The sequence below is a fragment of the Actinomycetospora cinnamomea genome, assembly GCF_003096675.1.
Taxonomy (GTDB): Bacteria; Actinomycetota; Actinomycetes; order Mycobacteriales; family Pseudonocardiaceae; genus Actinomycetospora; species Actinomycetospora cinnamomea.
Genome location: NZ_QEKW01000010.1, coordinates 168,884 through 192,980, shown reverse-complemented (window position 1 = coordinate 192,980; position 24,097 = coordinate 168,884). Strand labels below are relative to the sequence as shown.

18 protein-coding genes are annotated in these 24,097 nt (G+C 75.4%); 12 read left to right on the top strand and 6 right to left on the bottom strand.

Features of this window, described 5'->3' with window-relative positions; genetic code table 11:
• The first annotated feature begins 112 nt into the window (after window positions 1-112).
• Window positions 113-1,804, top strand: coding sequence for a glycine/sarcosine N-methyltransferase (locus tag C8D89_RS18975; RefSeq protein WP_116709679.1), 1,692 nt, complete (start codon window positions 113-115; stop codon window positions 1,802-1,804).
• Between the two features lie 112 nt (window positions 1,805-1,916).
• Here C8D89_RS18975 and C8D89_RS18970 read toward each other — a convergent pair whose 3' ends face one another.
• Both C8D89_RS18970 and C8D89_RS18965 read right to left on the bottom strand, forming a co-directional pair.
• On the bottom strand, window positions 1,917-2,750 hold the full coding sequence (locus C8D89_RS18970) for a hypothetical protein (RefSeq protein WP_133251970.1): 834 nt from the start codon (window positions 2,748-2,750) through the stop codon (window positions 1,917-1,919).
• A gap of 28 nt (window positions 2,751-2,778) precedes the next feature.
• Window positions 2,779-3,219: a hypothetical protein gene (locus C8D89_RS18965; RefSeq protein ID WP_207787303.1), complete on the bottom strand. Its 441-nt coding sequence runs from the start codon at window positions 3,217-3,219 to the stop codon at window positions 2,779-2,781.
• A 252-nt stretch (window positions 3,220-3,471) separates the two neighbouring features.
• Here C8D89_RS18965 and C8D89_RS18960 point away from each other — a divergent pair, with 252 nt between their 5' ends.
• Both C8D89_RS18960 and galE read left to right on the top strand, forming a co-directional pair.
• Window positions 3,472-4,848, top strand: a complete 1,377-nt coding sequence (locus C8D89_RS18960) for a glutamate-1-semialdehyde 2,1-aminomutase (RefSeq protein ID WP_116709676.1) — start codon at window positions 3,472-3,474, stop codon at window positions 4,846-4,848.
• 53 nt (window positions 4,849-4,901) lie between these two features.
• The gene (galE, locus tag C8D89_RS18955) at window positions 4,902-5,876 is read left to right on the top strand and encodes a UDP-glucose 4-epimerase GalE (protein WP_116709675.1); all 975 of its coding nucleotides are present in this window, start codon (window positions 4,902-4,904) and stop codon (window positions 5,874-5,876) included.
• Here galE and C8D89_RS18950 read toward each other — a convergent pair.
• Entirely contained in the window at window positions 5,851-6,816 is a 966-nt protein-coding gene (locus C8D89_RS18950; protein ID WP_116709674.1) for a polysaccharide deacetylase family protein, read from the bottom strand. The genes galE and C8D89_RS18950 overlap by 26 nt on opposite strands.
• A 108-nt stretch (window positions 6,817-6,924) precedes the next feature.
• The gene (locus C8D89_RS18945) at window positions 6,925-8,049 is read right to left on the bottom strand and encodes a GNAT family N-acetyltransferase (protein ID WP_116709673.1); all 1,125 of its coding nucleotides are present in this window, start codon (window positions 8,047-8,049) and stop codon (window positions 6,925-6,927) included.
• 233 nt (window positions 8,050-8,282) lie between these two features.
• On the opposite strand from C8D89_RS18945, the gene C8D89_RS18940 reads away from it, so the two are divergent.
• From C8D89_RS18940 to C8D89_RS29380, 3 genes are all read left to right on the top strand, one after another.
• On the top strand, window positions 8,283-9,605 hold the full coding sequence (locus tag C8D89_RS18940; RefSeq protein ID WP_116709672.1) for a nucleotide sugar dehydrogenase: 1,323 nt from the start codon (window positions 8,283-8,285) through the stop codon (window positions 9,603-9,605).
• Window positions 9,586-10,782, top strand: coding sequence for a glycosyltransferase family 4 protein (locus C8D89_RS18935; protein WP_116709671.1), 1,197 nt, complete (start codon window positions 9,586-9,588; stop codon window positions 10,780-10,782). The genes C8D89_RS18940 and C8D89_RS18935 overlap by 20 nt, the downstream gene beginning before the upstream one ends.
• Before the next feature lie 137 nt (window positions 10,783-10,919).
• Entirely contained in the window at window positions 10,920-13,451 is a 2,532-nt protein-coding gene (locus tag C8D89_RS29380; RefSeq protein ID WP_165825797.1) for a hypothetical protein, read from the top strand.
• Between the two features lie 99 nt (window positions 13,452-13,550).
• Here C8D89_RS29380 and C8D89_RS18925 read toward each other — a convergent pair whose 3' ends face one another.
• Window positions 13,551-14,483 carry a polysaccharide deacetylase family protein gene (locus tag C8D89_RS18925; protein ID WP_116709670.1) on the bottom strand — a complete coding sequence of 311 codons (933 nt, stop codon included), beginning with the start codon at window positions 14,481-14,483 and terminating at the stop codon, window positions 13,551-13,553.
• A 42-nt stretch (window positions 14,484-14,525) separates the two neighbouring features.
• The gene (locus tag C8D89_RS18920; protein WP_116709669.1) at window positions 14,526-15,650 is read right to left on the bottom strand and encodes a GNAT family N-acetyltransferase; all 1,125 of its coding nucleotides are present in this window, start codon (window positions 15,648-15,650) and stop codon (window positions 14,526-14,528) included.
• Between the two features lie 152 nt (window positions 15,651-15,802).
• Between C8D89_RS18920 and C8D89_RS18915 the strand changes: the two genes are divergently transcribed.
• Genes C8D89_RS18915 through C8D89_RS18890 form a run of 6 tightly spaced genes read left to right on the top strand, consistent with a single transcriptional unit; the run spans window position 15,803 to window position 24,043 of the window.
• Entirely contained in the window at window positions 15,803-17,320 is a 1,518-nt protein-coding gene (locus C8D89_RS18915; protein ID WP_133251969.1) for an O-antigen ligase family protein, read from the top strand.
• Window positions 17,321-17,346: 26 nt separating this feature from the next.
• On the top strand, window positions 17,347-18,438 hold the full coding sequence (locus C8D89_RS18910; RefSeq protein WP_207787302.1) for a glycosyltransferase family 4 protein: 1,092 nt from the start codon (window positions 17,347-17,349) through the stop codon (window positions 18,436-18,438).
• Between the two features lie 11 nt (window positions 18,439-18,449).
• On the top strand, window positions 18,450-19,709 hold the full coding sequence (locus tag C8D89_RS18905; RefSeq protein ID WP_207787301.1) for a glycosyltransferase: 1,260 nt from the start codon (window positions 18,450-18,452) through the stop codon (window positions 19,707-19,709).
• The gene (locus C8D89_RS18900; RefSeq protein WP_116709667.1) at window positions 19,706-20,878 is read left to right on the top strand and encodes a glycosyltransferase; all 1,173 of its coding nucleotides are present in this window, start codon (window positions 19,706-19,708) and stop codon (window positions 20,876-20,878) included. Before C8D89_RS18905 ends, C8D89_RS18900 begins: the two co-directional genes overlap by 4 nt.
• The gene (locus tag C8D89_RS18895) at window positions 20,875-23,061 is read left to right on the top strand and encodes a heparinase II/III family protein (protein WP_116709666.1); all 2,187 of its coding nucleotides are present in this window, start codon (window positions 20,875-20,877) and stop codon (window positions 23,059-23,061) included. The genes C8D89_RS18900 and C8D89_RS18895 overlap by 4 nt, the downstream gene beginning before the upstream one ends.
• Window positions 23,015-24,043, top strand: a complete 1,029-nt coding sequence (locus C8D89_RS18890) for a glycosyltransferase family 2 protein (RefSeq protein ID WP_165825796.1) — start codon at window positions 23,015-23,017, stop codon at window positions 24,041-24,043. The genes C8D89_RS18895 and C8D89_RS18890 overlap by 47 nt, the downstream gene beginning before the upstream one ends.
• The last annotated feature ends 54 nt before the right edge of the window (window positions 24,044-24,097 follow it).

Genomic DNA, 24,097 nt, shown 5'->3' with positions numbered 1-24,097 from the left:
GGCCCCTACTGTATCGATTCTGCCGACCGTACGGCGTCGGCCGTCCTTCACGGTCGCCTCCCGGCTGCCTAGCGTCGACTCCCCGGAAGCGTCACCGACGTCCGGAGGACACATGACCGCAGCCGCAGACCGGAGCCCCGACACCGCGGCTGGCCTCGAGTACACCGAGGCCGAGGTTCACCAGGAGTTCGGCGAGAACCCGAACGAGGTCCGCGACACGAACCACTACCAAGAGGAGTACGTCAAGGGGTTCGTGGACAAGTGGGACGACTACATCGGCTGGGAGGGGCGTGCCGCCAGTGAGGGCTCGTTCTTCATCGACCAGTTGTCGGCCCGTGGTGTCGAGAAGGTCCTCGACGTCGCGACCGGTACGGGGTTCAACTCCGTCCAGCTCCTGAAGGCCGGTTTCGAGACCGTTTCCGCCGACGGCAGTGCGGAGATGCTCGCCAAGGCCTTCGAGAACGGCCGCCGGTACGGGCACGTGCTGCGCGTCGTCCAGGCCGACTGGCGCTGGCTCAACCGCGACGTGCACGGCGAGTACGACGCGATCATCTGCCTCGGCAACTCGTTCACGCACCTGTTCAACGAGCGCGACCGGCGCAAGGCGCTGGCCGAGTTCTACGCGATGCTCAAGCACGACGGCGTGCTGATCCTGGATCAGCGCAACTACGACGAGATCCTCGACCACGGCTTCTCGTCGAAGCACAAGTACTTCTACTGCGGCGACACCGTCACCGCGGAACCGGAGTACATCGACGACGGCCTGGCGCGCTTCCGGTACACGTTCCACGACGACGGTTCGGTGTACCACCTGAACATGTTCCCGCTGCGCAAGGACTACGTGCGCCGGCTGATGCGGGAAGTCGGTTTCCAGAAGATCGACACCTACGGCGACTTCCAGGAGACCTACGGCACCGAGAGCCCCGATTTCTGGATCCACGTGGCCGAGAAGACCTACCGACCGGACGACGAATTGACCGAGAGCTACTCCACCGCCGTCAACACCGCGCGCGACTACTACAACTCGACCGACGCCGACACCTTCTACCACGAGGTCTGGGGCGGCGAGGACATCCACGTCGGGCTCTACGAGACCCCCGACGAGCCCATCGCCCCCGCCTCCCAGCGCACCGTGGAGCGCATGGCCGAGGGCCTCGGCATCACCCCGGAGACCCGGGTGCTCGACATGGGCGCGGGCTACGGCGGCTCGGCGCGCTGGCTGGCCAGGACCTACGGCTGCCGCGTGACCTGCCTGAACCTCTCCGAGGTCGAGAACGAGCGCAACCGCGAGAAGAACCGCGCCCAGGGCCTCGACCACCTCGTCGACGTCGTCGACGGGTCGTTCGAGAACATGCCGGTGCAGGACAACTTCTACGACCTCGTCTGGTCGCAGGACGCGTTCCTGCACTCCGGTGAGCGCAGCCAGGTCGTCGCGGAGATCGAGCGCGTGCTCGTGCCGAACGGGCAGGTCGTGTTCACCGACCCGATGGCCGCCGACGGCGCCGACACCTCCGCGCTCGCGCCGATCCTCGCGCGCCTGCACCTGGACACCCTCGGGTCGCCGGGCTTCTACCGCGAGGAGTTCGGGAAGCACGGGTTCGGCGACTTCACGTTCGAGGACCACACCGACCAGCTGACGACCCACTACGGGCGGGTGCTCGCCGAGCTCGAGGCCGCGGAGCCGCGGTTCAAGGGCACGATCTCCGACGAGTACATCAGCAACATGAAGACGGGCCTGCGCAACTGGGTGAACGGTGGCCGGAGCGGCCAGCTCGCCTGGGGGATCTTCCGCATCCGCCGCTGACCCGGAACCCCGCATCGCTGGCGCACCCCCGGTGTGCCAGCGATGCGGCTTTGCTGGCACTGGACGCCAGGATCGCCACATCCTCGCTCGCGCGACACGCCGAGCCCGCGCGTCACGGCACCCCCTCGGCCGGTCGCCCGGCGACGTCGTCCAGCGCGCCGGCGAGCGCCGCGGCCACGGCGTCGCGGCGGTCGGCGTCACGGCGCACGGCGCGCGCGAGCTCGAGGTGCACGAACGCCGTGCCCTGCCCGGCCGCGGCGAGTCCCTGGACGTTGCGCCGTCCAAGCAGGTCGCTCCACCGCGCGTCGTCGCCGGTCCCGACGCGCTCGCCGGCCGCCGCGAGCCGGCCCGCCACGGCGTCGAGCAGCGGCGACCCCGGTGCCGCCCCGGGCGAGAGGACGACGTCGACGTCGCCCCGGTCGGCGAACCCGTGCAGCTGCACCTGCGGCAGCCCCCGCGCGACGAGGCGTCCCGCCACCCGGGCGAAGGGGCTGTCGGGGCGTGCGGCGACGTCGGCGGGGAAGTCGCCCCGCTCGCGCGCGTCCGGCGGCGCCCCGGCGCCCCGGTGCGCGCCGGCCTGGAGGTACAGCGCGCCCGGGCACCGTCGCCACACCTCCAGCCCGACGACCTCGGTGTCGAGGTCCGCGTTCGGGTGCGGGACCTCCACCACCGCGCCCGGCACCACCCCGGGGCGCAGCACGACGACCAGCCACGCCCGCGCGCCCCGCGGGTCCGAGCGCAGCACCAGCGCGTCACCGCAGTCCTCGGCGGCGAGGCCGAGGCACGCCCCCGCCCGGACCGCCGCGCGGGCGTCCGCGCCCGCGAGGGCGTCGGCGAGGGCGTCCAGACGGTCGGGCTCGGCGCCGCGCGGCGGGCGGTAGGGCCCCCGACGGCGCAGGGCGGGGACGCCGCGGGCGACCAGCGCTGCCACCTCCGCCCCACCCACGCGCACGACTCTGCCAGCGCGGAGCGCCTCAGTGGGCGGGCTGCGGCGGCCCCCAGAGGGCCCGGTGCGCACGCACCGGCGTCCCCGGCACGTGTCCGTGGCGGATCGGGGCGCGCCGGGTCGGGCCCGCGACCGGTCGCAGGACGATCAGCGTCCGTGGCGGTCGGGACACCGCCGGGAGCGGGGCGCCGGTGAAGTCCGTCCGCGCCGACGCGGCGTCGGGCAGCACCACCGTCGGCGGGACGGGCAGGGCCACCGGCGCCCCGCCGGGGATCGGTACGGCGCCCGGCACGGGCCCCACCCGCACGGGGCCCCCGGCCGGCACCGCGTCCGGCGCCCCGTCCGGCACCGCGTCCGGCACCGCCGCGACCGGCCACGGCTGCCGGATCACGGCCGGACGGGCGAGACGGCGGCGGGGCCGCGCGCCCGGCGCGGCTACTACTCCGTGAGGAGCGAGCGGTGCTGCCATGCGGACCAGTCTGAGCACCCGGGATCGGCCTCCTTGTCCGGGGGATCGGCACTGCGCCGTCGGGGTGGCGCCCCGGGCCCGCGGACGTCACCAACCGCAGCGCTTGACGGCGACACGCGCTGGTCGGGGGGCCGACGCGCCCACCTCGGGGCGACGCCCGCGTGGTCCCGCCGGCCGGGCGCCGGGGCCGGCGCCGAGCCCCCGCCGAGCCCCCGCCGCGTCACCACGCACCGACCGGGGAAGCTGGGCCCCATGACGTCCGTGTCATCGTCCTCGGCCGATCGGTCCAGCGCGGGCCGTCCGGAGCCGGTGTTCACCGAGTCCGCCCGCCTGCAGGCCCGGCTGCACGAGCTCGTGCCCGGCGGCGCCCACACCTACGCGCGCGGGTCGGACCAGTACCCCGAGCACATGACACCCGTCATCGACCACGGCCGCGGCGCGCGGGTGTGGGACGTCGACGGCAACTCCTACGTCGAGTACGGGATGGGCCTGCGATCGGTGACGCTCGGCCACGCCTACGAGCCGGTCAACGCCGCGGTCCGCGCGGTGCTCGACCGGGGCCTCAGCTTCTCGCGGCCCAGCCGGCTCGAGCTGGACGCCGCCGAGGACTTCCTGGACCTCGTCCCGGGCGCCGAGATGGTCAAGTTCGCGAAGAACGGCTCCGACGCCACCACCGCCGCCCTCAAGCTCGCCCGCGCCGCCACCGGCCGCGACCTGGTCGCCGTCGCCGACCAGCCGTTCTTCTCCACCGACGACTGGTTCATCGGCAGCACGCCGATGCACGCGGGCATCCCGGCCACCACGCGCGCGGGCACCCTCGGCTTCACCTACAACGACCTCGGCTCGCTGCGGGCGCTCTTCGACACCCACCCGGGACGCGTCGCCGCGGTGTTCCTCGAGGCCGCGACCGCCCTGCACGACCCGGCGCCGGGCTTCCTCGAGGGCGTCCGCGAGCTGTGCACCGCCGAGGGCGCCGTCCTCGTGTTCGACGAGATGATCACGGGGTTCCGGTGGTCCGCCCACGGCGCCCAGACCGTCTACGGCGTGACGCCCGACCTGTCGACGTGGGGCAAGGCGATGGGCAACGGCTTCCCCGTCTCGGCGCTCGCCGGGCGCCGGGACCTCATGGAGCGCGGCGGGCTGCGCACCGACGCCGAGCGGGTCTTCCTGCTCTCCACCACCCACGGCCCGGAGACCGTCGGGCTCACCGCGTTCCGTGCCGTCGTCGAGGCCTACCGCCGCGAGGACCCCGTCACGACCATGGCCGTCCAGGGCGCGAAGCTCGCGGAGGGCGCCAACGCCGTCATCGCGGCGGCCGGTCTCGCCGACCACGTCGACGTCGTCGGCCACCCCGCCTGCCTCGTCTTCCGCACCCGCGACGGCGACGGCCGCCCGTCGCAGGAGATGCGCACGGTGTTCCTCGCCGAGCTGCTGCGCCGCGGGGTGCTGGGGCAGTCGTTCGTGATCTCGGCGGCGCACACCGACACCGACGTCGAACAGACGGTCGCCGCCGTCGAGGCCGCCCTCCCGACCTACGAGCGGGCGCTCACCCACGGCGCCGCGTCCGTGCTCGACGGCCGCCCCGTCGCCCCGGCCCTGCGCGCGACGGCCGCGCCCCGGCGACTCTGACCACCCCGTAGCCTTCCCAGCCGCCGGGAGATCGCGGGAGGGGAGCAGATCGGATGGCTGGACGCTGGCTCGTCACCGGCGGCGCCGGGTACATCGGCGCGCACACCGTCCGCGCGCTGCGGGCCCGGGGCGACACCGTGGTGGTGCTCGACGACCTGTCGGCGGGGTTCGTCGAGCGCGTCGACGACGACGTGCCGCTCGTGCGGGCGAGCACGCTCGACGAGGACGCGGTCACCGCCGCGCTCACCGGGCACCGCCTCGACGGCGTCCTGCACTTCGCCGCCCGCAAGAGCGTGCCCGAGTCGGTGGCGCAGCCGCTGTACTACTGGCGCGAGAACGTCGAGGGCCTGCGCGCCGTGCTCTCGGCGTGCGCCCGGGCCGACGTCGAGCGCTTCGTCTACTCGTCGAGCGCCGCGGTCTACGGGGCCACCACCGGCGCCGCGGTCACCGAGGACGCGCCGTGCGAACCCGTCAACCCGTACGGGACGACCAAGCTCGTCGGCGAGTGGCTGCTCGCCGACGTCCACCGCGCCACGGGCCTGCGCTACGTCGCGCTGCGCTACTTCAACGTCGCGGGCGCGCACGACGCGCGCCTCGCCGACCGCGGACGCGAGAACCTGGTGCCGATCGCGCTCGCGGCCGTCGCCCGCGGGGACGCGCCCACGGTGTTCGGCGCCGACTACGACACCCCCGACGGCAGCTGCGTGCGCGACTTCGTCCACGTCGACGACCTCGCCGACGCCCACGTCGCCGCGACCGCCCTGCTCGACGGCCCCTGCGCGGAGACGTTCAACGTCGGGGTGGGCCGGGGCTACTCGGTGCTGGAGGTGATGGCGACCGTCGCCCGCGTCGCCGGCCGGCCCGTCGACCCCGTGATCGCCGACCGGCGTCCCGGCGACCCCGCGGCGGTCGTCGCCGACGTGACCCGGATCCGCGAGCGTCTGGGCTGGACCGCCCTCCACGACCTCGACGACATCGTCACCTCGGCGTGGGAGGCGCGCGTCACCCCGTCGGCGTCAGGGTCCTGACGGCCCGGTTCGCGACCTTGCGCGCCATGCCCGTGCCCTTGCGGGCGACCTTGCCGAACAGCTCGCCGACGTCGGTGAGCGGGGTGAGCACGACGCGGTGCATCGCGAAGGGCGGCTCCTGCGGCCCGACGAGACCGGGCCTGGTGGTCACCGCCGCCCGGTAGCCGGCCGCGCGGGCCAGCTCCATCGTCTGCTGGTCGTAGTCACCGGCGTTCCCGTTGGGGTAGGCGAGGAGGTCGACGGTCTGCCCGAGGCCCTCCTCGAGCGCCTCGCGGGACGCCGCGAGCTCGTGGCGCTGGGTGGCGGCGTCCTCGCGGGCGAGGATCGGGTGGGTCACGGTGTGCGAGCCGACGCCGTGCCCGGTGGCCGCGAGGGCCCGCGCGCCGTCCCAGTCGAGGAACAGCGGGTCGCGCGGCGGCTGTGACGACAGCGGCGGGGCGATGCGCTCGGCGATGCGGGTGACGGCCTCGTTGCGGGTCGCCCCGTCGACGAGCTTGAGCTCGTCCTTCAGCGCGTCCTGCGCCGCGCGGCGCGCGACCGGCGTGGACAGGTCGTGGGTGCGCCCGGCCCAGTCGAGGCTCGTCGCGGTGCAGCGGTCGAAGGCGTCCGCCAGCTCCTCCCACCACGCACCGACACGCCCGGAGAGGATGTCCGAGACGAGGAAGAACGTGCCGTGCATGCCCCGGCGGTCGAGGGCGGGGACCGCCGCGTCGAGCCAGTCGGCGTAGCCGTCGTCGAACGTCAGCGCCACCGCGCGCCGGGGCAGGGAACCGCCGGCCGCCAGGGTGTCGACGGCCTCCGAGAGGGGGACGACCGTGGCGAGCCGGTCGATCGCGGCGAGCTGCCGGTCGAAGCCACGGCGCCCGGCGTCCGGAGCGGCGGGGTAGAACGGCGTCGGGTCGATGTTGTGCCAGCCCAGCACGAGGAGCCGTCGACTCATGGCGGCCGACTGTATCGGGGCGCCTCAGCGCTTCGACGATGTGGCGTCACTGGCGTCCAACGCCAGCAAAGCCGCATTGCTCGCGCTCCCCGCAGCGCGAGCGCTCCCTCAGCGCGAGCGCGTGCCCGGCATGCGGGCGATGACGGGTTTGGCGAGGTCGCGCAGGCGCGCGCGCATCTCCGGGGACATGCCGTCGGTGGCGCGCCGGACGCCGGCGTCGACCTGGGCGAGCAGGCGGGTCGGGTCGAGGGCACCGGCGACGACCAGCGTGGAGACCTCGCGCTCGTCGGTGGCGAAGCGCGCCTTGTAGGTCTCGTCGCCCAGGAGCAGGTCGTACTCGTCGGCGCCCTCGGCGATGGCCTCGCGCACCGTGTGGGCCATGAGCACGAGACCCACGCTGCGCTCCGCCCACGCGGGGTCGAACCCCGCCTGGAAGTAGGCGTAGCGCCCGCCGATCCGCCACGCGTACAGCGCCGCGACCGCCTCCCCCGAGATCTCCAGGAACGTCATCCGCAGCCACCCCCGCGCCAGGGCCGCCGCGGCGAAGTCGTCGTGGAAGGCGTGCACGGTGGGGCTGGTGATCGTCGAGCCGCCCTCGCGGTCGTCCCAGCGCGCCGCGTGCAGCCGGAAGAACTCGGCGACGTCGCGGCGCACCTCGTCCGGCGAGCTCGTCGCCCGGTACACCGCGCCCTGGCCCTCGACCAGCGCGCGCTCCTTGCGCCGCACCTGCTGGCGGAAGTTGCGGCTGCGGGCGCCGAGGAACGTCTCCCAGGTGTGCCCGGTCAGCGGGACGTAGGGCAGCACGCCGCCGCGCAGCCGGGTGGCCGAGACGCGGCCGCGCAGCCCGTCGCCGAGCGCGGCGACCCACGGCGCGCCGGCGTCGACGTTGTGCAGCACGACCGCCTCGCGCCCCAGCGCCCCCGCCGCCGCGCGGGCCACCTCGGCCTCGCGGCCCGGCTGCGCCACCGGCCCGAAGCGGTCGCCGACGTTGGCGCCGGCGAAGCGCACGGTGCGCCCCGAGCGGCACAGCGGCAGCAGGCCCGCCAGGGTGCCGTCGGCGTCGCGCACGCGGACGACGAACGGGGGCGCGTCGTGGCCGTAGTGCCGGGCGTAGGCCGCGTACCACTCGGGGGTGGTGAACGCGTTGCCCTGCGCCTCGGCCAGGGCGCGCCAGGCGTCGACCAGTCCCGGCTCGTCGCTGGGCTCGGCGAGGACCTCGACGTCACGGCTCACCCGCCCGAGGCTAACGGGCGAGCAGGAGAGCCCGTTCGGGGTGGATCGCGGGCCAACCTCGAGCCCCGCCACGCGTCCCACGGAACGGTGAGCGGAGCCTCAGCGACGGATCCGTGCCCCGTGCCCGACGGCGGTGACCCGGAAACCCCTCGGTACCGTGGGCCCGGCCCGGCGTGCGGTTCCGCTCCCCACGGCCCGCCGCGACCCCGACCCTTCTGCGAGGACTCCCTGCGATGAAGGTCAGTGTCTTCGGTCTCGGCTACGTCGGCACGGTGAGCGCCGCCTGCCTCGCCACGGAGGGACACGACGTCGTCGGTGTCGACGTCAACCCGGCCAAGCTCGCCATGATCGGCGAGGGCCGCACCCCCGTGGTCGAGGAGCGCATCGGCGACATCGTCCGCGACGTCGTCGCCGCCGGACGCCTCACCGTCACCGACGACGTCACCGCCGCCGTCCACGGCACCGACCTCTCGCTCGTGTGCGTCGGCACGCCGTCGGCCCCCAACGGCAGCCTGGACACCACCTACCTCCAGCGCGCCGCCCGCGAGATCGGCGAGGCGCTCGGCAGCCGCGACGGCACCGCCGGCCGGCACACGGTCGTGTTCCGCTCGACGATGCTGCCGGGCACCTGCCTCGGTGTCCTCGTGCCGCTGCTCGAGGAGGCCTCGGGCCTGCACGCCGGCATCGACTTCGGCGTGGCGGTGAACCCCGAGTTCCTGCGCGAGGGCTCGAGCGTCAAGGACTTCTACGACCCGCCGAAGACCGTGGTCGGCGAGCTCGACCCCGCCAGCGGCGACGCCGTGCTCTCGCTCTACGCCGGCCTCGGCGCCCCGGAGTTCCGCGTCGAGCCGCCGGTCGCCGAGATGACGAAGTACGTGGACAACACGTTCCACGGGCTCAAGATCGGGTTCGCCAACGAGATCGGCGCGCTGGCCCGCGAGCTCGGCGTCGACTCCCACGACGTCATGGAGATCTTCCTGGCGGACCGCAAGCTCAACATCAGCCCGGCCTACCTGCGGCCCGGCTTCGCCTTCGGCGGGTCGTGCCTGCCGAAGGACCTGCGGGGGCTGGTGCACGCCGCGCGCCGCCACGACGTGCGGGTGCCGATCCTCGAGAACGTGCTGCCGTCGAACGACGAGCACATCCAGCGCGCGTTCGAGCACGTCGCCGCCACCGGGAAGCGCAAGGTCGGGGTGTTCGGGCTCGCCTTCAAGGGCGGCACCGACGACCTGCGCGAGAGCCCGCTGGTCGAGCTCTGCGAGCGGATGCTCGGCAAGGGCTACGACCTGCGCATCTACGACCCCGCGGTCGTCGAGTCCGCGCTGCTCGGCGCCAACCGGGCCTTCATCGAGGCCCACCTCCCCCACCTGCGGGACCTCCTCGTCGACACCGTCGCCGAGGTCGTCGACCACGCGGAGGTCCTGGTGGTGGGGAAGTCGGACGAGGACGTGCGTCACGCCCTGACCGGCAGCACCACACCGGTCGTCGACCTCGTCCGGCTCCCGGACGCCGCTGCGCGTCGCCAACAGGAGGGATATGTCGGCCTTGCCTGGTAGAGCCCTGGTCGTCGTCGAGAACCTCTCGGTCCCGTTCGACCGGCGGGTCTGGCAGGAGTGCCAGACCCTCACCGGCCACGGCTGGGAGGTCGAGGTGATCTGCCCGCAGGGCACGAAGCGGGACACCGAGTCCGACGTCGTCATCGACGGCGTCCGGATCCACCGCTACCCCCTGGAGGCGGCCAGCGGCGGCCCGCAGGGGTACCTCAAGGAGTACGGCACCGCCCTCTGGCACACGAACCGGCTGATCAAGCGCATCCAGAAGCGCGCGCCGGTCGACGTGGTGCACCTCTGCAACCCGCCGGACCTGCTGTTCCTGCCGGCGCTGCGCGCCAAGGCCCGCGGCGCCCGGATCATCTTCGACCAGCACGACCTCGTGCCCGAGCTCTACCTGTCGCGGTTCCGCGAGAAGCGCGACTCGATGTACTGGGCGATGCGCCTGCTCGAGTGGGCCACCTACCGCACCGCGGACACGGTGATCGCCACCAACGAGAGCTACCGCGCCGTGGCCACCGGTCGCGGGCGGGTGCCGGTCGAGGACACCTTCGTGGTGCGCAGCGCACCGGCCGTCGAGCGCTTCCGCCTCCGGACCCCCGAGCCCTCGCTGGCCCGCGGCAAGGAGCACCTGCTCTGCTACCTCGGCGTCATGGGCCCGCAGGACGGCGTCGACTACGCGATCCGCGCGCTGGCCGACCTCCGCGAGCGCCGCGACGACTGGCACGCCGTGTTCATGGGCACCGGCGACGCATTCGACGACGTCGTGGCACTGGCGCAGGCCTACGGCCTCGACGACCAGGTGTCGTTCACCGGGCGCATCCCCGACGAGGACGTGCTGCGCCACCTGTCCACCGCGTCGGTGTGCCTGGCGCCGGACCCGCGCAACCCCCTCAACGACGTGTCCACCATGAACAAGATCATGGAGTACATGGCGATGGGGCGGCCGGTGGTGTCGTTCGACCTGGTCGAGGCCCGTGTCTCGGCCGGCGAGGCCGCCGTCTACGCCCGCCCCAACGACGTCGCCGAGTTCGCGGGCCTGGTGTCCGAGCTCCTCGACGACCCCCGTCGCCGCGCGGCGATGGGAGAGATCGGCGTCGACCGGGTGTCCGGGCCGCTCTCGTGGACGAATTCCGAGAAGGAACTGCTGGCCGCCTACGAGTCGGCCACGCGGGGACGCTGAGCCGTGCGCGCCCCGGCTGACGGGTCCGCTCGGCGACCCGGCGGGTTCGACGTGATCGTCGTCCCGCACCACCACATTAGGATGCCGACCGCCGTCCCCCCGGGGCGACACGCCGACGACCGGACGAAAGGCACGTCATGAGCCCGCTCCAGATCCAGTGGGATCGCATCCGCCGCCGGTGGGTGCTGGTCCTCGTCATCGGCATCGTGGCGGCGGCCGGCTCGCTCGGGGCCTCGCTGCTGCAGGGGTCGTCCTACACCGGACGGGCCGCCCTGACCCTCGTGTCGCAGGAACGCGCGCCGGAACAGGACACGGTGCTCGCCCAGGGGTACGCCGACTACTTCAACCAGGCCTCCTCCCAGGAGGTGCTGCGGCAGTCGGCCGGGGTCGGTGAGGACGTCGGGCTCAACGCCCGCATCGCCGCGGCCAGCCCGATCGTGTACATCGAGGCCGTCGCCGACACCCCCGAGGTCGCGAGCGAGTCGGCCACGAAGATGGCCGTCGCCCTGCGCGACGACGTCAACGCCAGCCTCGGCGCCGAGGCCCAGCAGCAGCAGATCACCGCGCTCAACCAGCAGCTGGCGGCCGCGCGGGCGGCGGGCAACGACGCCGAGGCCAGCCGGCTGCAGGAGCAGATCAACGACATCCCCAGCACCAACCAGCTGCAGGACCTGCAGCTCAACGCCGGCGTCGCCGCCAACCCGACCAACGCGGGGCGCAACGCGGCCGCCGCGCTGATCGGCGGCCTGCTGCTCGGCGCGCTGCTGGCGATGGCCCTCGGCCGCTTCGAGAACCGCATCGTCACCCCGAGCGAGGTCGGCGACCGCCTCGGCCTGCAGGTGCTCGCCGTGGTCGGCGGCAAGCGCCGCTCCGGGGAGGAGGCGCGCCGCGAGCTGCTGCACTCGCTGATGGGGCTGACCAACGCGAACGGCATGCCGACCCCGGGCGCGCTCGCCATCACGGGACCGACGTCGGCCCGGGCGTCGAAGACCCGGGTCGCGGTCTCGCTCGCGGGGCTGCGTGCCCTGCAGGGCCAGACGACGATGCTCGTGCAGACCGACCTCGAGGCCGAGCTCGGCAACTCCGAGCTGGCCACGATGTCCGGCGTCGCCGACTTCCTCGCCGAGCGCGGCGACAGCCGGATCGACGGCAAGGCCTTCAGCAACGGCCGCGCGCTGATCGTGTCGCCCCCCGGGAGCCGGCGCGACGATCTGTTCGCCCTGTTCTCCCGCTCCCACCTGCGCCGCCTGCTCGGCCAGGGCACCGCCCTCGCCGACCTCGTGATCATCGACGCCCCGCCGGCGCAGTCGGTGGAGGGCCAGGTCGTCTGCGCCGCGGCCGACCGCGTGCTCCTGGTCGTCGAGGAGGGCGAGACCCGCGCCCGTGACGCGCGGGCCGCGCTCGACGCCGTCACCCAGGCCGGCGGCACCCCGCTCGGCGTGATCCTGGTGCGCAACCCCGGCCAGCTCAGCGACCCGGGCTTCCTCGCCGAGCGCACCTGGACGCCGGTGCGCCTGCCCGCCGGTCCCCCCGCGGGGCGCCCGGCCCCGGCCGGCCCGGTCCCGCCCGCCCCCGGGCGCGGCGGGACCGGGGGCGGGCGGGACCGGGCCGCCCCGAGCGCGGCGCCCACCCCGTCCCAGGTCCCGGCCGACCGCACCGCGCCCATCTCGCAGCAGAAGCTCGACGAGGCCCGCGCCGCGATGGCCCGCGGTGACGGCCCGCGTGGCGGTGACGCCCCGGCGAAGGGCGCCGAGGGCGCGAACGGGGCGTCGGTCAAGACCACCAACGGCGCCTCCGTGCGGGGCGCCGGCGCCCCGGCGACCGGGCAGGCGGCCAACGGCACGTCCGTCGACCGGCCCTCGAGCACCCCGGGCGACGCCGGCGGGGCGGAGGCCCGGCCGTCGGCCGGACCGTCGGCCCCCAACGGCCAGCGTGGGCCCGGGGCCAAGCCGTCGCCCGGCGCCAAGCCGTCGTCGGCCGCCAAGCCCTCGCCCGGCGCCAAGCCCGCGCCCGCGGGCGGCTCCCCCGGCGGCTCCCCCGGCAGCTCCCCGGCGTCCGGCAGCGCGGGCGGCCCGTCGCCGTCCGCCGGTGCGTCCTCTCCCGGCGCCCCGGGACGCTCCGCGGCGCCCGCCGGTCCTCCCCCCGGGTCCGGGGCGGCGCCCCAGCCGACCCCCCAGCCGACCCCCAAGCCGACGTCCGGCCCGTCCGGCCCGTCCGGTCCGTCCGGCCCCGCGGGCCCGTCCGACGCCGACGGCGCCCCGGGCGTGAGCGTCCACACCCGCCGCGGCTCGGGCGCCAAGCCCTCGCCGAGCCCCAAGCCGGGCGGCGCGAGCGGGACGGGCGGGCGGAACCCGAAGCCCGGTGGCTCCACCTCGCCGGGCCAGGGGCCGGGCGGGCCGGAGCAGGGCGCGAGCCGGGGCGCGGGTCAGGGCCCCAACGGGAAGCCGGGCGGGCGGAACGGCACTCCGTCGGCCTCGCCGAGCTCGCCCCCCGGCGCCAAGCGCGTCGGGACCGCGAAGTTCTCCCGGTCGACCGCGTCCGCCCCGTCCGGTGGGGACGGCAAGCCGAAGGGCGCCGCAGGGTCGAACGGCGCCGACGGTGACGCCGCCGACGGCCGGCCGTCGCAGAACCTGTCCGCGCCGACGGTGACGCTGCGCACGGAGAAGTAGCCACCCCACTGGCCGACACGGGGCACGACCGTTCCGGTCGTGCCCCGTCGTCGTGTCGGGGGCGTGTCGGGGCCGTGTCGAGGACCGGTCCCGCGGGCGTCAGCGCGAGAGCACGGACCGCGCGGTCGAGCGGGCCTTGCGCCACACCTTGCCGACGAGGTCGCCCGGGCTGGTCGTGGGCGTGACGATCAGCCGGTTCATCTCCATGAGCGGCTGGTCCCGGCGCGCCACGCCCGGCGTCGTCGTCACCGCGCCCCGGTAGCCGATCTCGGCCACCAGCCGCAGCGTGGTCTCGTCGTAGTCCTCGCGGTGCCCGTTGGGGTAGGCGACGGAGTCGATCGACGTGCCCAGCCCGTCCGCCAGCCGGGAGCGCGAGTCGGCGAGCTCCTCGGTCTGCGACGCCTGGTCCTCGCGGCTGAGGATCGCGTGGGTCATCGAGTGGGAGCCGACGTCGTGGCCGGCGTCGAGCAGCCCGCGGGCGCCGTCCCAGTCCATGAAGGCGGCGCGGTCGTCCTCGCCCCCGACGGGCGCGAGCCGTTCGGCGAGCTCCGCGACGGCCTGCTCACGGGACCGCGCCGACAGCGTCTTGAGCGCCACGCTGATCTCGTCCTGCGCGCGGGCCCGCTCGGCCGGGTCACCCAGCGGGTAGGTCGTGCCGCCCCACTCCACGCTGTCGGCGGTGCCGTGCCGGAAGGCGAACGCGAGATCCTCCCACCACGCTCCGAGCTCGCCGGACAGGAAGCGCGGGACGAGGTAGAACGTCGCCGGCAGCCCGTGCTTCGCCAGGAGCGGGACGGCCACGTCGAGGTTGTCGCGGTAGCCGTCGTCGAAGGTGAGCGCCACGCTGCGCGGCGGGAGCGGCTCGCCCGAGGCCATCCGGTCCAGCGCGTCGGACAGGCGCACGACGTTCGCCACCCTCGCGAGCAGGGCCAACTGGCGGTCGAAGCCCCGGCGACCGGCCTCCGGCGCCTCGGGGAAGGCCGGCGTCGGGTCGATGTTGTGCCAGCCCAGGACCAGGAGTCGGTTGCTCACCCGGGCCACGGTAACGAAGCGGTCACCGGGCCCCGGGGCAGGTCAGCCCGCCCCGGCGCGACGCGCGACCGTCCGCGCGCGGCGTGTCAGCTCCTCGCGGGCCCCGGGCGGCAGGGACGCCACCAGCCGCCGGGCCGCCACCCGTCCGCGCGAGGCGAGCGCGCGGGGGTGCAGCGGCGGGGCGAGCACGACGGTCTCCACGGGGCGCTCGGCGCTCGCGAACCGGGCCTTGTACTCCTCGTCGCCGAGCAGCAGGTCGTACTCGACGGCGCCCTCCTCGAGGGCGTGACGCACGGTGCGCGCGAGCAGCACCAGCCCGACGCTCGAGCGGGACCACTCCGGACGCCATCCGGCGTTGAAGTAGGCGTACCGGCCGCCGATCGACCAGCCGTAGATCGCCGCGACGGGCTCGTCGTCGATCTCGAGGAACCAGAGCCGCAGCCAGCCGCGGCCGGCGGCCGCGGTCGCGAAGGACCGGTGGAAGGCGACGACCTCCGGGTCGGTGAGCGACGACGCGCCGTCGCCGGACCACCGGGCGGCGTGCAGGCCGAAGAACCGGTCGAGCTCCGGGCCCGCCGACGCCGGATCCGTGACCAGGCGGAAGGCGGCGCCGTGGTCGCGGACGAGGTTGCGCTCCTTGCGGCCGACCTGGTTGCGGAAGTTGCGGCTGCGCGCGGCCAGGAACGTCTCCCACGTCTCGCCGGCCAGCGGCACGTACGGCAGCACGTTGCCGCGCACGCGGGTGCGGGTCAGCGCCCCCGGCCAGGCGGCGGCGAACTCGGGGACCCAGGAGGCGTCCTCGTCGACGTTGCGCAGCAGCAGCGCCCCACCCCGCCCGCCGCCCCGGCCCAGCGCGCGCGCCGCGGCCGCGGCGACCTCCAGCTCGGACCCCGGCGCCGCGAGCGGTGCGAACCGGTCCCCGCGCTCGGAGCCGAGGAAGCGCAGCTCCCGCCCCACGCGGCACAGCGGCAGCAGCCCGACGAGGTGCGCGTCGCCGTCGCGGACGGCCACGACGACCGGGTCGCCGGGGCCCGGGTGCTCGAGCCACGCGGCGCACCACTCGGGGGTGAGGAACGCGCTGCCCTGGTCCACGGCCAGCGCCCGCCAGGGCTCGGCGAGGCGGTCCAGGGCCGTCGGCGCGTCGAGCAGCTCGGCGTGCAGGCTCACCGACCCAGCATAGGAAGCCGCCGAGCCGCCACCCGGAGGGGCCGCCGGGGGCCGTCGGCTAGATTCGGGGGGAACCGGGGCGGCCCTGCCCGCCCGGACGACCGGGTGGTGCCCGCGCCACCACGACCCACCTCGACGGAGCCCGGGGGCCGATGAGCATGCTCTCCCGCCTGTGGTCGGCGCGGTGGCGCACCGACGTCCTCGTGGTCCTCGGGGTGATGGTGGTGGTCGTCGCCGCCTTCGGCGTCGCCCCGGACGAGGCGCCGATGCTGCTCGTCGTGCTGCCCCCGGCCGTCCTCGTGGCCGCCCTCGCGCTGCGCTTCCCGCTGTTCGCGATCCTGCTCCTCGTCGCCACGAGCTTCGTGCGCGAGCCCCTGAACAACATGGGCCTCGGCGACCCGGTCATGGCCGCCTTCTACGGCACGGTGCTCTCGATCGGTGTCGGCCTGCTCGCGCGCACGGTGCGCGCGCCGCGCCTCGGCGCCCTCGAGGCGGTGATGGCCGCCTACGCCTTCTGGAACGTGTTCTCGGGCCTGCTGCCCCACGAGTTCGAGGCCGTCGACGCGTGGCGCTTCATCGTGACCGGCACGCTCCTCCCGATCCTGCTCTACCTCGCCGGGCGGACGCTCTTCGACCGCGAGGACGCGGTCCGGGCGCTGCTGTGGATGACCGTGGCCTTCACGCTGTACTCCGGGCTCACCGCGGTGATCCAGTTCTACGGGCCCCAGGCGCTGGTGTGGCCCCGGTTCATCGTCGACGACCCCGGCTGGGAGGACCGCGCCGTCGGCATCTTCAAGCAGCCGGTGACCAACGGCCTGCTGCTCGTCATCGGATTCGTCGTCGCCCTCTACCTCGCGGCGCAGCCGACGGTCCGCACGGTGGTGCGCCTCGGGCTCTGGGCCACCGCCGGGCTCGCCGCGGCGGGCGTGTACCTCACCTACACCCGCTCCGCGTGGCTCTCCCTGGCGATCGTCGTCCTCGCCGGGGCGGTGCTGGCCCGCGGTTGGCGGCGGCCCTTCGTCGTCTCGCTCGTCCTCGGTGCGGCCGCGGTCGTGGCCAACCTCGGCACGCTGCTCTCCGAGGACCGCAGCGCCGGCGGGGTGGGCTCGTCCAACGAGGTGTACGACCGGCTCAACATCGCCGCCACGTCCTTCCAGGCCATCCTCGACCACCCGATCTTCGGCGTGGGGATCGGACGCTTCACCGCGTACAACACCGACCACCACATCGCCTGGTCCCAGGAGATCGACTGGAACCGCGGCTGGGCGATCGCGTCCCACGAGAACGAGCTGGGCATCACCGCCGAGCTCGGCATCCCCGGCGGCCTGCTCTGGATCGCCCTGCTGGTCGGCATCGCGTGGAAGCTCGTCTCCGCCCGCCGACACCTGCCGGCGGACGGTCTCCTCGGACGGGGTTTCGCCACGCTCGCCCTCCTGGTGCTGATCACGTGGCAGGCCACGGCCGTCACCGTGGACATGCGCTTCCTCGACTTCGCCAGCACGCTGCCCTTCCTGATCTTCGGCGTCGCGGTCGGCGCCCTGGACCGCCACCAGGACGGGGCGCCGCCGGCCCCGGCGGGTCGCGCGCCCGCACCACCGGTCCCGGCCGGACCCCCCGCCGGACCCCAGGCCGAGCCGCCCGCGGACCGCCCCGTCGTGGCGTCGCGGTGAGCCCGCGCCGCACCCGCGGAGTGCGCGTGCTCTGGGTCTCGACGTCCCTGGCCACGCAGGGCGGCATCTCCGCCGCGGTCCGCACGCTGGCCGGGACCCCCCTGTGGGCGCGGTGGCACGTGCACCACGTGGCCAGCCACCAGGACGGGTCGGGGCCCGCGAAGGTCCGGCGCTTCGCCCTGTGCCTCGCCCGGGTGCTCGCCGAGCTCCTGCTCCGCCGGCCCGACCTCGTGCACCTGCACACGTCGTCGGACGGCAGCTTCGTGCGCAAGGCGACGATCCTCTGGCTCGCGAAGGCGGCGCGCGTGCCCGTCGTGCTGCACGTGCACAGCGGGCGCTTCCACGACTTCCACCGCACGGCGCCGGCGCCGCTGCGCGCGCTGATCCGCCGCTCGCTGATCGGGGCGGACGCCGTCGTCGCCCTCGACGAGCTGTGGGTGCGGCGTCTCGGGGAGATCGCCCCCGGCGCGCGCTTCGCGATCGTGCCCAACGCCGTCCCGGTGCCGCCGGCACCGCCGGACCGGCCGGACCGCCCCCCGCACGTCGTCTTCCTCGGGCGCATCTGGGAGAAGAAGGGTGCGTTCACGCTGGTCGAGTCGTGGGCGAAGGCACTCTCCGAGGTGCGCGGGACCACGGGGGACGGCGCGCACCTGACGATGGCCGGCGACGGCGACCCCGAGCGGGCCCGCGCCCTCGCGGCGGCCCTCGGGGTCGACGGCGCCGTCACCGTGCACGACTGGCTGCCGAAGGCCGAGGTCGACGCGCTCCTCGACGCCGCGGACGTCCTCGTGCTGCCCTCGCTCGGCGAGGGCCAGCCGATGGTCGTCCTCGAGGCGATGGCCCGGGGGCTGGCCGTCGTGGCCACCGACGTCGGCGGCATCCCCGGGCTGGTCACCGACGGGCGCGAGGGCCTGCTCGTCCCGCCGTCGGACGGCGCACGCCTCACCGAGGCCCTCGTCGCGGTCCTGGCCGACCCCGCGCGGCGACGGGCCATGGGGGCCGCGGCGCACCACCGCGCCGCCACCGAGTTCGACGTCGACGTGGTGTCCCGGCGCGTCGAGGACCTCTACGCCGACCTGCTGACGCCCGGTCGTCGGGGTCGCGCAGAGCTGTCGTAGGGTCACGAGACGTGAGCCCGACCCCCGCGCCACGACCCTCGGCCGCGGACGGTGCGGCGCCTCCTCCACGCCCCGTCCGCGTGCTGTTCGTGGTCCCCAACCTCCTGTTCGGCGGGGCGGAGCGGCACGTCGCGACGCTGCTGCCGGCCATGGACCGGGACCGGTTCGAGCCCTCGGTGGTGTGCCTCAACGAGGGCGGGCACCTCTTCGGCGAGCTCGTCGAGCACGACGTGCCGGCCCTCGACCTGCGCCGCGCCAAGCGGGAGGTGCCGGCCACGCTGGTCGACCTCGTGCGCCACATGCGGCGCACCCGCCCCGACGTGGTGATCTGCCGCGGCTTCACCGCCGAGGCGCTCGGGCGTCTCGCCGGGGTCCTCGCCCGGGTCCCGGCCCGCGTCGTCTGGATGCACAACTGCGGCGACATCCGACCCCGCTCCCGGGTGCACCGCCTGGTCGAGCGGCTGCTGCGGCCCGTCACCACCGCGGTGTACGGCGTGGCCCACACCCAGGTGCCCTACCTGGTCGACGACCTCGGGTACGACGCCGGGCGGGTCCGGATCATCCACAACGGCGTCGTCCTCGGCGAGGTCGAGCCGGCGGGCGGGGAGGACGGCACGGACGAGGAGGCGCGCGACGAGGCCCGTGCCGAGTTCGGGATCGCGCCGGACGAGCCGCTGATCGGCAGCGTCGCCATGCTCCGCGAGGAGAAGGGCCACGAGACACTGCTGCAGGCCTTCCGCCTGCTCCTCGCCGACGAGCCCCGCGCCCGCCTGCTGCTGGTGGGTGACGGGCCGCTGCGCGACGTGCTGCACACGCGGGCCGCGGCGCTCGGGGTCGCCGAGCGCGTGGTGTTCGCCGGCAACCGCAGCGACGTCCCCCGCCTGCTGCGCGCCATGGACGTGTTCACGCTCTGCTCGCGCACCGAGTGCTTCCCCATGTCCGTGCTCGAGGCCATGGCGGCCTCGCGCCCGGTGGTGTGCACGGCGGTCGGCGGCATCCCGGAGATCGTCGTGGACGGCGAGACCGGGACGCTCGTCCCGCCGGGCGAGCCCCGCGCGCTCGCCGACGCCTTCCTCGACCTGCTGCGCGACCCCACGCGCGGCGCGCAGCTCGGCAAGGCGGGCCGGTCGCGGGTGGAGCAGGAGTTCACCCTCGACCGCTCGGTGCGCACCGCCGAGGACGTGATCGCGGCGACGGCGGGACGACGCCCGGCCCCAGAGCGGGCGCGGCCCGACGGCGCCGCCGCCCTGGCCCCCCACCACGGCAGGTGAGCCCCCTGGTCCCCGATCGACCGATCCGCCTGAGCCTCGTGCTCGACATCGCCGACGGCGTCGGCGGCGCCGAGTTCGTGCTGCTCAACACCTTCCGGCACCTCGACCGCCGCCGCGTCGAGCCCGAGCTCGTGAGCCTGCGCGACGGCGGGTCGATGGTGCCGGAGTTCCGCGGGTCCGACGTCGCCGTGCACGAGCTGCACCGGGGCGGGCGCTGGGACATGCGCTCGGTCGTCCGGCTCTGGCGCCACTTCCGCACCCACCGGCCCGACGTCGTGCTCGTCGCCCACTTCCAGCGCGCGTCGCTGACCCTCGGGCGGCTCGTGGCCCGTCTCGCCGGCGTGCCGACCCAGATCGTCGCGGTGCACGACATGGGCCTGACCAGCGTCGGCCTGCGCTGCCTGCCCCGCCACGTCGTCGAGACGCTCTTCCTCACCGACGCGCTCGCCCTGCTCGGGCCGAGCCAGCGGGAGTACCTGCACGCCGAGGAGGGTGTCGGACGCTACCCGTGGCGGCGCGCCCGCGAGTTCATCGTGCCCAACGGCGTGGCGCTGCCCGAGCGTCCGGCCGTCGAGCAGCACGAGGCGACCCGGGCCGAGGTGCGCGCCGAGTGGGGCGCGGGCCCCGACGACGTCGTCCTCGGTGTGGTCGCCCGGCTGACCCCGCAGAAGGCCCACGAGGTGCTCTTCCGCGCCGTGGCCCGCCTCCGCGCGCAGCACCCGAACGTGCGCGTGGTGCTCGCGGGCGACGGCCCGCGCCGCGAGGAGCTCGCCGCGATCGTCGAGCGCGAGGGCCTCCCCGACGTGGTCCGCTTCCTCGGCGAGCGCCGCGACGTGCCGCGGCTGCTCGCCGGGTTCGACGTGTTCGCCCTGTCCTCGAAGCACGAGGGCGTGCCGATCGCCGTCATCGAGGCGATGGCCGCCGAGCTGCCGGTGGTGGCCCCGGGCGTGGGCGGCCTGCCCGACGTCGTCGGCGACGGCAGCGAGGGCTTCGTCGTGGCTCCCGGCGACGACGCGGCGCTCGCCGACCGGCTGGCGCGCCTGGTGGCCGATCCCGACCTGCGTACCGCGCTCGGCAAGAACGCCCGCCGGCGCGCCGAGCACGAGTTCACCATCGAGGCGACGGCGCGTGCCTTCGAGGACATGGTCGCCGCGGTGGCCCGCCGGTGAGGCGCGTCGGCTGGTACGTCAACCGGCTGCGGGCCATGGGACCGCAGGAGGTGGCGGGCCGGGCCGGGCGGATGGCCGCCGGGCTGGCCCGCGAGGCCCTCGAGCGGCGCGAGGTGCCCGACGAGCGCCTGCTCGCCGACCCGCACCGGACGTGGGACGCGCGGCTCGCGGACTTCCGCGCCGGCACCGGCCGGCCCGTGCTGCTCGACCGCGCGACCGCCGAGAAGCTCGCCGCCGAGTACCCCGAGGACACCGAGGCCGTGGTGGCGGCCGCCGAACGCGTGCTCGAGCACCGCTTCACGTTCTTCGGCCACCCCGAGGCCCGCTACGACGGTCCGATCGACTGGTCGTACGACCCCCTCGCCGACGTGCGCTGGCCCCGGATGCCGTCCCGGCGGATCGACCACCGGGTCGGCACCGGGGACCCCAAGTGGATCTGGGAGCTCAACCGGCTGCAGCACCTGCCGTGGCTCGCGCAGGCCTGGCTCGTCACCGGCGACCGCCGCTTCGCCGACGAGGCCCTCGACCAGCTCGACGACTGGATCCTCGCCAACCCGCCGGGCACGGGCATCGCCTGGCGCGGCGCCTTCGAGGCCGGCGTCCGCGCGATCGCCGTGACCGTCGCCCTGCAGGGTCTGGCCGACGCGCCCGGGCTCACCCCCGAGCGGTACCGGCGGGTGGTGCGCGTGCTCGCCGCGAGCGCGACGGCGTGCCGGCGGGACCGCTCGCGGTTCAGCTCCGCCAACAACCACCTCGTGGGCGAGATGGCGGGCCTCGCCGTCGTGGGGCTGTGCTTCCCCGAGCTGGCCCGCGCCGAGCGGTGGACCGCCCTGGCCGTCGCCGAGCTGGCCACCCAGGCCGACCTGCAGATCCTCGCCGACGGCGCCGGCGCCGAGCAGGCCGTCGGGTACCAGGTGTTCACCGCCGAGCTCCTCGGCGTGGTCGTCCTGCTGCTCGAGCTGGCGGGCCGTCCGGCGCCGCCGGCGCTGCGCGCGGCCGTCGACCGCAGCGCGACCTACCTGGCCTCGCTGGTCGGGCCCGACGACCCGACGCCCCGCTACGGCGACGACGACGAGGGCTTCGCGCTGCGCCTGGGACCCGAGCCGCTGCGCGAGGTCCGCCCGCACCTGGCCGCCGTCGCGGCCCTCACCGGCCACCGGGCGGCCGCGGCGTGCTCGGTGCCCGACCTCACGGCCGGGTGGTTCGGCAAGGCCCGCGGGGTCCCGCGTCCCGAGCCCGCGCCGGCGCTCGAGCCCGGCTCGTTCCACGCGGAGCAGGGCGGGCTGGTGGTGCTCCGCGCCGGCGACCGGCGCGTCACGGTGGACGTCGGGCCGCTGGGCTACCTCTCGATCGCCGCGCACGGACACGCCGACGCGCTGGCCGTCACGCTGAGCCGGGGCGGCCGCGAGCTCGTCGGCGACCCGGGGACGGGCAGCTACTTCGCCCACCCCGACTGGCGCACCGCCCACCGCGGCACCCGCGCCCACCCCACGGTCGCCGTCGACGACCGCGACCAGTCGGTCATGGGCGGGGAGTTCCTCTGGAGCCGCCACGCCCGCACCACCGTGGAGGAGGTCGACCTCACGCGCGGCCTCGTCCACGCGCACCACGACGGCTACGAGGCGCTGGAGGCGCCGGTGCGGCACCACCGCTGGGTCGTCGCCCCGCCCGACGAGGCGACGGTCCTCGTCGTCGACCTGCTCGAGGGGCGCGGCCAGCACCGCGTCCGGACGTCGTGGCCGCTGCACCCCGGCCTGCGGGCCGCGCCCGACGAGGACGGCCACCTGGCCACCGACGGGACGGGCGCGCCGGTGCTGGGCCTCACCCACGCGGCGACGACACCATGGATCCACCACCACGTCCGGGGGGACGAGGAGACCCACCTCGGGTGGTGGTCCGACCGCCTGGAGGCGCGCGAGCCGTCCTGGCTGGTCGGAGGCCTGTGCGAGCGGGGCCGCGTGCCCCTCGCCGTGGCCACCCTGCTGACCCCTGGGTCCGAGCGCGCCACGGGCGCCTCGGTGCAGCTCACCGACGACGCCGTCGTCGTGGGCTGGTCGGAGGGACGGCGCACCCGCGAGGTGCGGCTCGACCGCCCGGCCCCCGTGGCCGGGACCGACCAGGCAGGAGATCGGCCCCGTGACACCCACCTTCAGCATCGTCGTCCCGGCCCACGGCACGGCTGACGTCGTCGGTGAGGCGATCGGTTCGGTGCTGGCGCAGACCGACCCGGACTGGCAGCTCGTCGTGGTCGACGACGCCTCGCCCGACGACCTCGCCGAGCGCGTGGCCCCCTTCCTCTCCGACCCGCGGATCGAGCTCGTCCGGCTGCCGGACAACCGCGGCGTCTCCGCGGCGCGCAACGTCGGGATCGGCGCCGCCCGCGGGGAGTACGTGGTGTTCCTCGACAGCGACGACCTGCTGCGCGCCGACTTCCTCGCGCAGGTCCGCGCCTGCCTCGAGACCGTCCCGGGTCCGGGGCTCGTGGGCGCGGTGCCCCTGACCGTCGACGAGGACGGGGCGCCCACCGACCCGGACTTCCGCCTGTCGACCGACCCGCCGGCCACCGACGGCGAGGAGTTCCTCCTGCACCTGCTGCGCGAGCCCTTCTCCTACCGCGGCACCACGGTGCCCCGCGAGCTCGCCACGTCGGTGGGCGGGTTCGACGAGGCCCTGTGGGTCGGCGAGGACCTCGAGTTCTGGGTGCGCGTGGCGCTGACCGGTGTGCCGGTGCGGGTGCTCGACGAGCAGGTCTACCTCCTGCGGCAGCGGCAGGGCTCGATCACCCGGCAGGACGACCGGACCGTGGAGCTCGGGGAGGGTGCCCACGCGGCGCTGGCGCGGATCGCGCGCCAGCTGCCGCCCTCGCCCGCCCGCCGCGCCGCGCTGCGGGAGTACGTCGACCGCGTGCGGACGGGTATCGCGCTCGGGCGCTACCGCCGCGCGGTGCGTACCGGGGACCGGACCGCGGCCCGGCGGCAGGCGCTGCGGCTGCTGCGCCGGCGGCCCTCGGTGCGCCACGCCGGCATGTGGGTCACCGCGCAGCTGTCGCCGGGCGTGATGCGCCGCCTCTACGCGGCGCGGCGCCGGTGGCGGGGGCTGCCGCCCGTCGACGCTCCGCCGGACGCCTCCGGCGGGTCGCCGGCGCCGTCCCACGACGTCGCGTAGCCGCGACCCCGCCCAGCCACGACCCGCCCAGCCACGACCCGCCCAGCCACGACC

Coding starts and splice junctions, on each gene's coding strand:
- C8D89_RS18960 (WP_116709676.1), top strand. CDS start 3,472: ATGACGTCCGTGTCATCGTCCTCGGCCGATCGGTCCAGCGCGGGCCGT.
- galE (WP_116709675.1), top strand. CDS start 4,902: ATGGCTGGACGCTGGCTCGTCACCGGCGGCGCCGGGTACATCGGCGCG.
- C8D89_RS18965 (WP_207787303.1), bottom strand. CDS start 3,219: ATGGCAGCACCGCTCGCTCCTCACGGAGTAGTAGCCGCGCCGGGCGCG.
- C8D89_RS29380 (WP_165825797.1), top strand. CDS start 10,920: ATGAGCCCGCTCCAGATCCAGTGGGATCGCATCCGCCGCCGGTGGGTG.
- C8D89_RS18940 (WP_116709672.1), top strand. CDS start 8,283: ATGAAGGTCAGTGTCTTCGGTCTCGGCTACGTCGGCACGGTGAGCGCC.
- C8D89_RS18950 (WP_116709674.1), bottom strand. CDS start 6,816: ATGAGTCGACGGCTCCTCGTGCTGGGCTGGCACAACATCGACCCGACG.
- C8D89_RS18915 (WP_133251969.1), top strand. CDS start 15,803: ATGAGCATGCTCTCCCGCCTGTGGTCGGCGCGGTGGCGCACCGACGTC.
- C8D89_RS18935 (WP_116709671.1), top strand. CDS start 9,586: ATGTCGGCCTTGCCTGGTAGAGCCCTGGTCGTCGTCGAGAACCTCTCG.
- C8D89_RS18975 (WP_116709679.1), top strand. CDS start 113: ATGACCGCAGCCGCAGACCGGAGCCCCGACACCGCGGCTGGCCTCGAG.